The organism is Thermococcus sp. Bubb.Bath (assembly GCF_012027595.1).
Classification (GTDB): Archaea; Methanobacteriota_B; Thermococci; order Thermococcales; family Thermococcaceae; genus Thermococcus.
Genome location: NZ_SNUR01000001.1, coordinates 255052 through 266744, shown reverse-complemented (window position 1 = coordinate 266744; position 11693 = coordinate 255052). Strand labels below are relative to the sequence as shown.

General features: G+C 52.2%; 11 protein-coding genes. 3 read left to right on the top strand and 8 right to left on the bottom strand.

The window, feature by feature from the left end:
* Window positions 1-327, bottom strand: coding sequence for a tRNA-binding protein Pbp11 (gene pbp11, locus E3E29_RS01405; RefSeq protein ID WP_167909178.1), 327 nt, complete (start codon window positions 325-327; stop codon window positions 1-3).
* 180 nt (window positions 328-507) lie between these two features.
* Between pbp11 and E3E29_RS01400 the strand changes: the two genes are divergently transcribed.
* Both E3E29_RS01400 and E3E29_RS01395 read left to right on the top strand, forming a co-directional pair.
* Complete coding sequence (locus E3E29_RS01400; protein WP_167909177.1) at window positions 508-1551, top strand: P1 family peptidase; 1044 nt, start codon at window positions 508-510, stop codon at window positions 1549-1551.
* Window positions 1552-1668: 117 nt separating this feature from the next.
* Window positions 1669-3291, top strand: coding sequence for a radical SAM protein (locus E3E29_RS01395; protein ID WP_206205740.1), 1623 nt, complete (start codon window positions 1669-1671; stop codon window positions 3289-3291).
* On the opposite strand, the gene E3E29_RS01390 is transcribed toward E3E29_RS01395, so the two are convergent.
* Genes E3E29_RS01390 through E3E29_RS01375 form a run of 4 tightly spaced genes read right to left on the bottom strand, consistent with a single transcriptional unit; the run spans window position 3288 to window position 6664 of the window.
* Window positions 3288-4136, bottom strand: a complete 849-nt coding sequence (locus tag E3E29_RS01390) for a deoxyribonuclease IV (protein WP_167909778.1) — start codon at window positions 4134-4136, stop codon at window positions 3288-3290. The genes E3E29_RS01395 and E3E29_RS01390 overlap by 4 nt on opposite strands.
* A gap of 27 nt (window positions 4137-4163) precedes the next feature.
* Window positions 4164-5240 (bottom strand): DNA repair protein Rad50, encoded by a 1077-nt coding sequence (locus tag E3E29_RS01385; RefSeq protein ID WP_167909176.1) that lies wholly within the window; start codon window positions 5238-5240, stop codon window positions 4164-4166.
* A complete protein-coding gene (locus E3E29_RS01380; RefSeq protein WP_167909175.1) occupies window positions 5209-6351 on the bottom strand; it encodes a DUF373 family protein in 1143 nt (380 codons plus the stop codon). The genes E3E29_RS01385 and E3E29_RS01380 overlap by 32 nt, the downstream gene beginning before the upstream one ends.
* A 7-nt stretch (window positions 6352-6358) precedes the next feature.
* Window positions 6359-6664, bottom strand: a complete 306-nt coding sequence (locus E3E29_RS01375) for an MTH1187 family thiamine-binding protein (RefSeq protein ID WP_167909174.1) — start codon at window positions 6662-6664, stop codon at window positions 6359-6361.
* A gap of 94 nt (window positions 6665-6758) precedes the next feature.
* On the opposite strand from E3E29_RS01375, the gene E3E29_RS01370 reads away from it, so the two are divergent.
* Entirely contained in the window at window positions 6759-7376 is a 618-nt protein-coding gene (locus E3E29_RS01370; protein WP_167909777.1) for a TIGR00296 family protein, read from the top strand.
* Between the two features lie 94 nt (window positions 7377-7470).
* Here the strand turns inward: E3E29_RS01370 and E3E29_RS01365 are convergent, their stop codons facing one another.
* From E3E29_RS01365 to E3E29_RS01355, 3 genes are read right to left on the bottom strand one after another with little or no spacing between them, the layout of a single operon-like run.
* Window positions 7471-8178 carry an ATP-binding cassette domain-containing protein gene (locus tag E3E29_RS01365; protein ID WP_167909173.1) on the bottom strand — a complete coding sequence of 236 codons (708 nt, stop codon included), beginning with the start codon at window positions 8176-8178 and terminating at the stop codon, window positions 7471-7473.
* 3 nt (window positions 8179-8181) lie between these two features.
* The gene (locus E3E29_RS01360; RefSeq protein WP_167909172.1) at window positions 8182-10650 is read right to left on the bottom strand and encodes a hypothetical protein; all 2469 of its coding nucleotides are present in this window, start codon (window positions 10648-10650) and stop codon (window positions 8182-8184) included.
* Window positions 10651-10666: 16 nt separating this feature from the next.
* Window positions 10667-11650 (bottom strand): hypothetical protein, encoded by a 984-nt coding sequence (locus tag E3E29_RS01355; protein ID WP_167909171.1) that lies wholly within the window; start codon window positions 11648-11650, stop codon window positions 10667-10669.
* Window positions 11651-11693: the final 43 nt, after the last annotated feature.

Here is an 11693-nt window from a genome sequence, read left to right as displayed (position 1 = left end):
TCAGGATTGATAAACCTCAAGGGTGTCCCCCTTCTTGGTCTCTATCCTGCCCTCCAGAATCAGAGCGACCTTATCACCATCAACCGCGTACTCAACGCGTTTCCGGTCTTTCTCGATTATGTACACGAGCGCCGCGTTTTTCTTTCCCTTGACCTTGTACCCTGGATAAACCATGCCGCCCTCCACGGTTCCGATGATGGTCACCTTTTCCCCGATCCGGAGAACACTCTCGACATGAAAAGAGGCCACTGGATGCCTGGATACGATCTCAATCCCCTCCTCAAGCGGCTCCCTTTTTCTCCCGAAGAACTTTCCCAGCAGGCCCATGGTGCTCCCCTTCCACCATAGAGGGTAATGGCTAAAAACTTTGCCGGGCTCGGAGGGTGTTCACGTCATCATTCTTGGGTTTCAGTATGCTTGCTACTCTTCATTGCCCACCCTATTTCGGGGGAGAGCCTTTTAAAGCTAGCCTTAAAAACTTCTCATCCTACTGCTGTGGGGATTGAGATGAAGGCCCCTGACCTTGGCATAAGGATAGGTTTCCATGATCACGGAAGAAGGAACTCGATAGCCGACCTCGGCGTCAAGATCGGGCACAAAACACTCTTCGATGGCGACGACATCAGGACTGGCGTTACAGTGCTCTTGCCCCCCGTGAAAAACCCCTTCCGGGAGAAGCTCTTTGCTTCCACCTTCATCATGAACGGATTTTCCAAGCCCATAGGCTTCGTCCAGGTTGAGGAACTCGGCTACATTGAAACTCCAATAGCCCTGACGAACACACTGAGCGTTTATACTGTAGCCAGCGCGATGGTTAGGCACATGATCGACCTCAATCCAGATTTAAAGAGTGTCTCTCCCGTCGTCATGGAGTGCAACGACTCTTACCTCAACAATATCAGAAAGATGGCAGTTAAGGAGGAACACTACTTTGAGGCCGTCGAGAGCGCTTCGCTGGACTTCAAGGAAGGCGCCATTGGAGCGGGAACCGGAATGAGCGCCTTTGAGTTCAAGGGAGGGATAGGCTCTTCCTCACGGGTGGTAGAGGTAGATGGGGAGGTGTACACCGTCGGAGTGTTCGCTCTGGCTAACTTCGGGAGGAGGGAAGATCTGACGATAGCCAGCGTTCCAGTCGGAGAGCTTCTGAAAGATTACCCGGGCAGAGGCACCTCCGGCAAGGGCAGCATCTCGATGGTGGTTGCCACCGACGCTCCCCTGACTGCGAGGCAGTTGAAGAGGCTTGCGAAGAGGGCGATTCTTGGCCTTGCAAGAACCGGAGGCTATGCTTATCATGGGAGTGGCGACGTTGTACTGGCCTTCTCAACTGCCCAAACCGTGCCGATCGGGAGAGAGCCTGAACTGCTGAGCTTTCTGCCGGACAACGGCTTAAGTAGCCTTTTCAGGGCTACAGCGGAAGCGACGGAAGAGGCGATAATAAACGCTCTCCTGCAGGCCAAGACCGTTGAGGGAAACGGGCACGTGAGATACTCACTGCCAGTTGATGAAATTATTGAAATCCTAGAGAAGTATGGAAGGATAGAGCGCGGTTAGTTTTGAGTATTCATATTTATACTCACTAGTAGTTGATAGTTGGTGGATTCCAAGTTTTTATCAATAACTTCTATGAAATTCGAAAAGCGTATATATGAGATCTACCTTAACATACACATGGAGGTGATGGGGGTGGTCAGGGTCGTGCTGACGACCGATGAGACGCTGACGAGCACTTATCATGACATCCCCCTCTTGGATTTCCTCGGCTGCGCCCCATATGGAAAGTTTCCGGCGTGGATTTACTCTTTTCTTGACACCCAGTTGCCGGACGAGAGCGGGGTGCTCGGTCAGGCTCCCTACGGTCTCAGGAAGGTCGAGGCCGCCCTGCTCAGGGACGGCTTCAAAAGGGACGAGGTCGTGGTTGCTCATCCAAGGGCAGTTGAGAGGTTCATAGGGAACGATACAACAATCGTGGCCATCTATGAGATGGACCCCCTTGGACTTGGACCAGTGAGCATGATGTTCACCAACGGGGGGCAGTGGGAGAACTACACGAGCGTCAAGTTCAGGGAGCTCGTGGAGAGGATAAACAGGGTCAGGGACTCGAAAGGCGTGAAGTTCAGGATAGTCGTCGGTGGACCAGGCGCGTGGCAACTTGACTTCAGAAGGGAAGTCAGAGAGAAACTGAGGATAGACCACGTCGTGATGGGCGAGGTTGACCACATAGCCGGGCGTCTCTTCAGGGACATCGAGAGCGGGAGCGCGGACGAGACGGTTCTCATTAAAAGCTGGCCGAGGGTGGAGGAGATCCCGGCCATAGTGGCCCCCTCCTACAAGGGGCTCGTCGAGGTGATGAGGGGCTGCGGAAGGGGCTGCCGCTTCTGCGAGCCGAACCTCAGGGTCGCAAGGGACATGCCCCTCGAGAGGATAGAGCGGGAGATAAGCCTCAACGTCAACGCTGGAATAGACCATGCCTGGCTCCACAGCGAGGACATCTTCCTCTACAAAGTCGAGGACAGGAAGAACTTCTACCCAAATGAAGAGGCGGTAGTGGAGCTCTTCGAGATGGCTAGGAAGTACACGAGGAACGTGAACCCAACCCATGGAACGGTTGCCGGTGCGCTGGCCGCCCCGGGGATGATAGAGACCATCTCAAGGATAGTTGATGCGGACCCCCGCCACTGGGTTGGGATACAGGTGGGCTTTGAGACGGCCTCACCAGAGCTGATAGGGAAGTACATGAACAACAAGATGAAGCCCTTCTCTCCCGAGGAGTGGCCGTGGGTTCTCCTGAACGGAACCTACGTCCTGAACAAGAACTACTGGTTCCCCGCCTACACCACAATACTCGGTCTTCCCGGGGACACCGATGACTACGAAATAATGACGGCGAGGCTCATAATCACGATGGAAAAAGAACTCAAAGAAAAGCTCGGCAACAGGGCGCACTTCACCGTAACCCCTCTCTCCTTTGTCCCCATGGGTCTACTCAGAGACCAGGAGTTCTACAGGATTGACGAGATGATAACCTACGGTCAGTTCCTCCACCTCTACTACGCCTGGAGGCACCTGGCAAAAGAGGTCGCCAACGAGCTTCCAAAGCTCGTCAACAGCAAGCTTTTCTTGGTACCCTTCTATCCCCTCGCCAGGGTGGGCATCAGGGCGGTCCTGAGGCAGATAGAAAAGTGGGGACAGAAGAAGGGCTACGAGGTGAAGCCTCTTGAGCCCCTCGACCTCCACATTGAGACAGAGGAGCACAGGTGGTACTCCCAGCCGGGCCTCGCGGAGGCTTACTAAACCTTTATCTCCTCCTCATACTTCCTCTTCATCAGCAGCGCGTCCTCTTCGATGTTTGGACTCTCGCTCACAACGACGCCCTTAACCCTGAACTCCTTCAGAACCTTGAGAAGGTCCTCCCAGTTCATGTCGCTCTCCCTGAGGGGCAGGTGGTTCTTCTCGCCTTTATCGGTGTACTCTATTCCGCTCATGTGGATGTGCATGTTGTTGAGGACCTCCCTGCCCAGCCTGTCCTCCATGAAGGAGAGCATCTCGCGCCACTCCTCGGTGCTGTTGCACTTTCCTTTGTTCCTCGCGTGCGCATGCGCGAAGTCTATCGTGGGCAGAACCATCTCAAGCTCCTCGCTGAGCTTCACTATCTCCCTAAGGTCTCCGAACTGGGTGGGTTTTCCGGTCAGTTCCGGTCTAACCCAGACTTTTATTCCCCTGTCCATGAGCTCCCTCTGTATGTCCTTGAGTTCGTTCAAAATCCTCTGGTAGACGCTCTCTGGAGGCTGTTTTAGGTAATATCCAGCGTGAAAGACAACGCTCCAGCCGCCAGCTTCGTAAAGCCTCTCAGCGCTCTGGATTATCCTTTTCTTGCTTGCCTCAACTTTCTCCTTCTCCTTCGCGTTGAGGTTGATGTAGTACGGCGCGTGGGCGGTGAGGAGGACATCGTTCTTCTTGGCAACGTACTTTATCTTCTTGGCGAGTTCCGGCTTCAGGTTCACTCCTCTAACGAACTCAAGCTCCATAGCGTCCAATCCCAGGTTCCTGACGTGGATTATCCCATCTATGGTTGAGCGCTTCGGCGTTGAAAGAGGTATCCCGGCGGTTCCGAAGCGTAAGCGGTCGACCTTGAACATTCTCATCACCAAAAGAATTAGGGCTGCCTAATTCATAAACCTTTCTCCGGGGGGCTCGACCTCTTCACCGACCACCTTGCCCAAGACGGAAAGCTCTTTTTCCAGTTCCTCGGTGAGGGAATTAAGCCTCTTCCTGAGCTTGGAAACGTTCTCCTTGATCCCCATTAGGTGTTCCTCTATAGCAGCCAGTTCGTGCTCGGCGTTCCTCCTTTCTTTGGCCTTTGACTCAACTTCTGACTCCAGGCGCTCGTGCTCGGCTTTTAGTTCGCGAATCTCTTTTTCCTTCCCTGGAAGATTTTTGAGGAGCCACTCCGCGCTTTTTCTGTACTTCCCATCAAGCCTCGGTTTGACCTTCTCCAGCAGGTTCAGAAAGTCCTCCGGATGCTCGAGTACGTATGAACTGCTTCTGAGAAACGGCTCCGCTTCTGGGAGCCTCATCCGTTTCATAGGTTTTTGGAGTTTGGAGGCTTTCGAGCGCACTTCCGTCTCCAGTGTTCTAATTCTTAGCTCCAGCTTCCGTTTCCTCTCCAACAGTTCCTCTCCTGGGCCCACCCTGGACGTCCTCTCCCTTTCAAGCCTGAGCTTCTCCTCCTTCAGGTCAGCAAGCTCCCTTTCGAGTTGCTCCAGTTCCGCCCTAACAGTTTGAATCTCCTGCAGAATTTCAGAGATATGAAGCTCTGGTAGACCAGCCTCTATCGAAGCCTTTTTGGCAGAGTATTCGGCGTAGAGCTCCCCCAGCTCTTTCAAAAGTTTGTTTATCCTGTAAACGTCCTTCTCAAAGAGCGTCAGCGTGTACCTGCCGTGCCCCGTGTGAATTCTGGAGAGTTCCTGAAGGCGTTTTCCCAGGTCTTCCATTGATGACAGGCGGTCAATGGCCTTCCTCATCGTGGAGACATACGCCCTTCTCTCCCGGAGGGTTATCTTAAGCAGGGTTGGATCTACCTTTGAGGGGGGCTCCTTTGCCTCTAGCTCATTCAAAACTGAGGATATTTCTTTGACTACCTCAAGAGTCCTATCCATGTATTCCTTCTCGAGGGACTCGCTCTCCCTGCGTTTTTTCCTTAAAAGCTCATCATACACTCTCAGTGCCTGTTCCAGCTTCAACTTTACCACTCCTGGCCCATTCTATCATATATCTCCTAAGTAGCGAGCCCGCCAACATGCTGAGGGCAACGTCAAAGAGGGCCCCAAGTATCTCTAGGATTGTGCCGGCAGAGTAGAATGTAATGACAGATAAGGCGTACCTCGTTGTCATGTCGAGTATTATCCAAAACGTCGGGAGTATCAGGAGCGCCGTTACGTTGTACCAGAGGTGCAAATCGCGCCTCATGTAGGCTTGTATTATCCTTCCGATGAGGGCAACTGCTATGCCAACCATCAGGGTCGTGTTTATCGAGTTTATGTATAGCACGAGGGAAATGAGGCTCGTACTGGGCTGATAGTGGAGCAGACTCTGAGCGTAAGCGTCCAGGTCGCTGTAGGCCCTTATCATTCCGGATATGACCACTATAAGGCCCGCAACGCCAAAGATAACCTGAATGAACTCGTTGACGAGAGCGTCCATTATCCTGAACCGGAACCCTTTGGTGAAGGCATAGCCCCCTATCAGGAGGAGCAGGGTGCCGCTGATGATGCCAGATATCACGTTCATGCTCTCCGGTTGGCTTATCGCTATGAGATTACCTATCCCATAGAGCAACAGGATAAAGCCGGGGATCCCCAGGAAAACCTTCGAGGCCTCCGGGTCGCTCATAATCTCCTTGAGATAGCGGTAGACTACATAATAGGTAGTCTCTATGGTCTCGTTCTGTTTGACGACAACCCTTTTAGAACTGATTATCGGAACGCGGGAGCTGATTATCGGGAAGATCTGCTCATCTTCCGCCCCGTCTGTCACGGTTATAACTCCATCCGCCGGAAAGCGCTCCAGAACCCCCTCCAGCTGTCTTGCTAGCTCAAGGTCGCTCTTAACCCCAACATCAGGATGACCTGTTATAATGGCAACCTCAACATCGTCAAACTCACCGCTCTTCTTGAGTTCATCATAGAGCTTCACAGCGGCGTAAGCAACGTTTGCATCGCTGTCCTCAGGATCGGCGAGACTGAGCTTCAGAGCCGCGTCTATGCACTTTCCTTTTCCAATAATCGGCCCCTTAACTTCCGCCTTCTTCCCGAAGTCATCGTCCCTGTCTATTGCGAGCACAAGGGCCTTCATACGAGCATCATCCTCCAGAGTGCACCTTCTCCATGACGGAGCGGACTTTGTCCTCCATCTTGACTTTCCTGTCGCGCCTGTCGTCTATTCTGATGGTCGTTGAAACCCTCCTCGCGCCCATTTTAAACATGAGCTCGTGGGCCTCTCCGATTATTGCGAACGCTTCTCCAACCGTTGGAACCTCTATTATCGTTGACATCGGCGTCAGTTGGTATTTAACGCCTAGGCTATCTAAAAGCTTTACTATTTCTGCCACGTAGCGGCTTAGACTCCTCTCACCTAGGGGAACGACCACGAACTCCACTATAACCATTTCGGCACCCGACTTAACTTTTTTCGGCAATCTTTTAAATTTTGCGGGAAAGCTAAATAATCCCCAAAGTCATAATTGGTATCAGGTGATAACAATGACTGTGATAAAAGACGAGTGGGGTGAGTTCCTCATCAGACTCGCGAGGAGGGCCATTGAGAAATATGTGAGGCATGGAAAGACCATCAAACCTCCGAAGGATACCCCGCCAGAGCTGTGGGAGAAGATGGGCGTCTTCGTCACACTCAATAACAGGCATGCTCCCCCTAAGATGGCCCTGCGCGGCTGTATAGGCTTTCCCCTTCCGATATATCCCCTCGTCGAGGCGACGATAAAGGCGGCAATCTACGCGGCAGTCGACGACCCGCGCTTCCCGCCGGTGAGGGAGAGCGAGCTCAATGACCTCATCGTAGAGGTCAGCGTCTTAACACCGCCGGAGCTCATTGAGGGACCTCCAGAGGAGAGGCCGAAGAACATAAAGGTCGGCAGAGACGGCCTGCTCATAGAGAAGGGCATCCACTCTGGCCTGCTCCTACCACAGGTTCCGGTCGAGTGGGACTGGGACGAGGAGGAGTTCCTTGCCCAAACCTGCTGGAAGGCAGGACTTCCGCCTGACTGCTGGCTTGATGAGGACACGGAGGTCTACCGCTTCACAGCTGAGGTTTTCGAGGAGGAGATACCCTGGGGGCCGGTGAGGAGGAAACCGCTGGTGTGACAGAACGTTCTCTTTAATCTTTTGCAATCTACTTAACAAAACTACGGTTTTAACCCTCTGAAGAACCAAGAAATGAAAAGGAATTCGATAAAAATTAAAGGCTGTCCAAGCCCCTAAATGTGTCCGAGGTCTCAACAAGCTTTCCATATCTAAGATTGTATGTGACGTCTGCAATCCTAATGAGTTCCGGGTCGTGCGTTGCGAGTATAACTGTCTTTCCTCCTTCCTTGAGCCTCCTGAGGAGCTCAACTACCCCCATCGAGGACTCCTCGTCGAGATAGGCTGTTGGCTCATCGAGGATTACCACACCGGGATCCTTTGCGAGGGCCATGACTATGGAAGCCCTCCTCAGTTCACCACCGCTTACCTGGGAAGGATTTTTCTGAAGGAGCTCCTCAATCCCAAGCTGCTCAGCCAGTGAGAGTGCGAGTTTCCTGTGCTTTTCATCAAGTTTGTCGGAGGAGTTGAGGGTCAGCTCTATGTTCTCCCAGAGGGTGAGCTGGGAAACGAAGAGAGGATGCTGGAAGGAAATTCCAATGTTCTTTCTGAGATTAAGGAGCTCCTTCTTTGGCAGTTTGTAGGGGTTCCTGCCTCCGTAGCTTATTATGCCTTTAGTCGGCCGGAGTAGAGTTCCGATGACCCTCAGTAGGGTCGTCTTTCCGGAACCGCTCGGGCCGAAGACGGCGGTGATTTTCCCTGGAATGAACGACCCTTTAAAATCCGAAAGCGCATTGGCCTGGTTTCCTCCGAGGTCATATTGAACGGAGAGACCTTCACAGGTTATACCCCACTCCTTAGACAAGTTTCACACCTCCCGTATATTCCCCAATAGCAAGATGAAGTAAAGTGCAAGGCCTGCGAAGACGCCAAGTAATGGGGAGAGGCCTATTAACACCAGCTTTTTCCCGATGAACCCCATTGAGGCAAAGGAGTATCCGTCCCAGATCATTGAGGCCGGAACGAATATAAGGATCAGCGTGGGCAGGAGGACTGGAACCAGGGAGGACAACGGCTCTTCTCCGTTGACCCTCATGAGCTTCGCCAGTCCTGACAGCCTCTCTCCATCCCTGAATCCCATCACTATTCCTGTGATTGCCATCAGGACTCCCGAGAGCAGCGGAGGGATTAAGCCCCTCGGGTTCTTAAACTGAGATTCCACATGAGTGGATACATCCCCCATTGACCACAGCTTTTCAAACGCCTCGGGGTACTCCGGAATTATTGTCCCGTTTACCTCTTCCATTACTTCCCCTGTTGTCCTTGAGTTTCCATAGAGCAGGAGGTACGCTGGCCTGGGATTCAGTCCGTTTCTTCTTGCAATCTGGCACGAGACGATGGGAGACTCAATTCCTCCCGGGAGCATTTCAACGGTTTCATAGGGGGCAGAGACGTTGTGGACTTTCCAACCCTCATCTACCACAGAGAGAGTGAGGGAACCCCCCGAAACCTTCGCGATACCCTCCGCTTTTAGCTCTTCAAGGTAGTGCTTTGGAATTATGATTCCTTCGGGACTGGAAGACAGCTGGGAGTGGAGTAGCCGGGCGTTCATGCTGATTCCGCCCGCTTTCTTCAGGAACTCCAGGAAGTCACGGGCGTAGCATAAAAGCCTGCCGTGGGTGGAATACGTCATTCCGCTACCCTCTACAACTGTACCTGCCTCCCAGAGGGTGGCGTAAGTCACGTCCTTTTGGGAGACGACCCCGAGGGTCAGGTTGTATGCCTTGGATAGGTTGTCCGAATTCGCGAAGTTGACTACTCCTGTCGCGCCGCCGCCATACAAGTCGCTTATGGATGCGAGTGAGACAAGGGGGGCAGAAAACAGCAGCGAGGAGTAGAGGAAAAGCACTCCAATAGAGATCATTCCAGCGAAGAGCAGCTTTGCTGCAGCCCTTTGTTGGGGCCTTCTGCGTCTCAGGAGGGGGAAAAGGAGCGAGAGGAGTCCCACGGAGACCAGGACTTCTGGGAGGTACCTGAAGGTCACTCCGAAGAGCAAAAGAGAAGCGTCGGAATTTCCAAGGGAAAAGAGGTAACCCAAAACGCCGGATGCATAGAGCCTCAGCCGGAGGTTGTACTGAAGGGCAATCCCCAAAATGCCCAGGAAAATCAACGAAAGAACCACCAGAGTTGACCTTTCCCCGAACTCCTTGCCTGCAACGAAGTTCCGGAGGGTGTAAATCAGCAGAAGCATGACGACAGAGAGGAGTGAGGCCCTTCTGTCGAGGAAGAGGGCCGTCAGTGTAAGGGCAAAAAGAACCGTTCCCGCGGTTATTAAATCCAGAACGATTTTCCTTCCCCCGTTGGTTGAGATTAGATACCTCATCCTCTCCTCGTCTTCCTTCTCCCTCCCCATTATAACGAGGAGGGCTGGCAAAACCGGGAGGAGCAGGGCAACGTACCCCCACAGGTAGTCCCAGATGCTTCCCCCAGAGGACTCAACGGCAGAGACCCAGCGCGGAGTCAAAACCCTCATTGCGACGGAGAGGTTGTATCTGGCCGCTTCCCTGGACAGGGCCCGATGGATATCCTCTATGCTCTGGCTCCCGTCCGTTATGACTATTATCCCCTGGGTGCCAACGGAGAGATTCTCCAGGTCGTCCCCAATACCGTAAGGTCTTAGGAACTCTCTCGCGAAATCTGGGGATGCGACACAGGCATTGCCCCTGTACTTCTCCCACCTCTTCAGAATCGCCCTAAGAACCTTGCTCCTCTCGTCGCTTCCAGAGAGCACCCCGACAGTGCCAACCCTTATGGTTGCAATGCCATCATAATACCCATTCCCAACGAGGCGGCTATAATGGTATTTTATCTCAGTCCCTTTGATTTTCTCGGCGGTCTTTTCGTCCGAAACGTAGCAGTCGGCCCCTCCGTTCCCCCCAACGAGGGGTACCAAAACTGTCCATTGTTGAGTCTTCCCAGGCTTAGAATAGTCTGAAATCCACAGCGGCAGGTAAACTTCTGTGGCCATTACCCATGCATTGGCGAACATGCTCCGAATGTCGTTTACGGAAAAACCACCAGACCCCCTCACGGGACGAGGTGGTTCCGCCCCGGTGAGGGCTTCTCCGTTCTTCAGGTAAACGATGCCGGCATGGTTGTCACCTTTCGGCACAAACCAGAACGAAAAGTACTCCCCCGAAAACTCGCCGTGCCTCATCTCAGTCACCTGGTTTATGATGGCGCTCGCCGTCGCTGGTATTACTGCAACGAGAAAAACGAGGAAAAGAAAGGAGAGGAAGACCTTCGAGTAATGCTTTACCATCGGCCCGATGTTCATCATGGCACCTCCAATGTTAGGAAAAAGTGGTTATCTTATCAACCCGATAGTACCAGAGGTAACCATCGTCTCCTCCAGCTTGGTCGTTATCTCCAAGTATGAAGGTTATTCCTCGGACCTTAAAGTCATCCCATGTAATCCAAGTGTTTGTTGATTTGTATTTTGCCACAGCAAAGAGAACTATCAGAGGGCGATCCCTGAGAGTATTGTCAACATACTCCGCTTGGGAGTTTTGAGTCCTTGTGGATATAAGAAACCTTAATGTTGTGGGGAAGGTCTCATCCTTTGTGACTTTGACAGCCCCAGCATATCTTAGTATCCAGTCGTTTCCGCCCCCCAGGACTACACAAGTGTCATCAGATTCGCAGATTTTCTTTTGAACATCCTCCCTGATCTGCTCAGCGGTGTAAGTGTAGCCCTCCTTATTTGTATCAATGTCTATATAGTATCCTGTTGGCACGGTACTGGACCAGCTTAGTCCAAATGTCTGTTCTGCACCAAGCTCAAGAAGTTTTCCCACGCCCACTGAAGCCCCAGAAGAAAGCTGATATGAAACTCCACGTGTTATATAACCACCAGTTGTTACATACCCCCGCGGTCTGATATCAGAGATTCCAATGAGATTAGAAGGTGGGTCAGTTGTGGAATGAATTGCATTGCCGTACCACATCATGACTTGATACTCCACAGGTTCGTAGTCAGGCCACCAGCTGTTAACTATCTTTGAGGAAGCAAGGTACACATCTATAAAGTTGCTATCATGCGTACTTAGGTAATAGGCATTCCCATATGCAAATCCAGGTCCATAGTGTAGGTCAACAGTAAGGTGATTCACACTATTGTATTCTTGGCCCATCAGAGTTGGAGATATTCCACTCCCACTAAGGCCTTCTGTCGAGTACGCCCAGCTAAGACCTCCCTGAGCCACTATATACCCTCCAAGTAGGGCAACAACTAATATTTTCAATAGCTGGTCTTTCCAACCTTCCATGGGAATCATCATATATTCTAAATTAGAGGATATTTAAAAATTTTATGGTTGA

Excerpts from the sequence above, each read along its gene's own strand:
- pbp11 (WP_167909178.1), bottom strand. The coding sequence starts at position 327 with ATGGGCCTGCTGGGAAAGTTCTTCGGGAGAAAAAGGGAGCCGCTTGAG.
- E3E29_RS01400 (WP_167909177.1), top strand. The coding sequence starts at position 508 with ATGAAGGCCCCTGACCTTGGCATAAGGATAGGTTTCCATGATCACGGA.
- E3E29_RS01395 (WP_206205740.1), top strand. The coding sequence starts at position 1,669 with ATGGAGGTGATGGGGGTGGTCAGGGTCGTGCTGACGACCGATGAGACG.
- E3E29_RS01390 (WP_167909778.1), bottom strand. The coding sequence starts at position 4,136 with ATGTTCAAGGTCGACCGCTTACGCTTCGGAACCGCCGGGATACCTCTT.
- E3E29_RS01380 (WP_167909175.1), bottom strand. The coding sequence starts at position 6,351 with ATGAAGGCCCTTGTGCTCGCAATAGACAGGGACGATGACTTCGGGAAG.
- E3E29_RS01375 (WP_167909174.1), bottom strand. The coding sequence starts at position 6,664 with ATGGTTATAGTGGAGTTCGTGGTCGTTCCCCTAGGTGAGAGGAGTCTA.
- E3E29_RS01370 (WP_167909777.1), top strand. The coding sequence starts at position 6,759 with ATGACTGTGATAAAAGACGAGTGGGGTGAGTTCCTCATCAGACTCGCG.
- E3E29_RS01360 (WP_167909172.1), bottom strand. The coding sequence starts at position 10,650 with ATGAACATCGGGCCGATGGTAAAGCATTACTCGAAGGTCTTCCTCTCC.
- E3E29_RS01355 (WP_167909171.1), bottom strand. The coding sequence starts at position 11,650 with ATGATTCCCATGGAAGGTTGGAAAGACCAGCTATTGAAAATATTAGTT.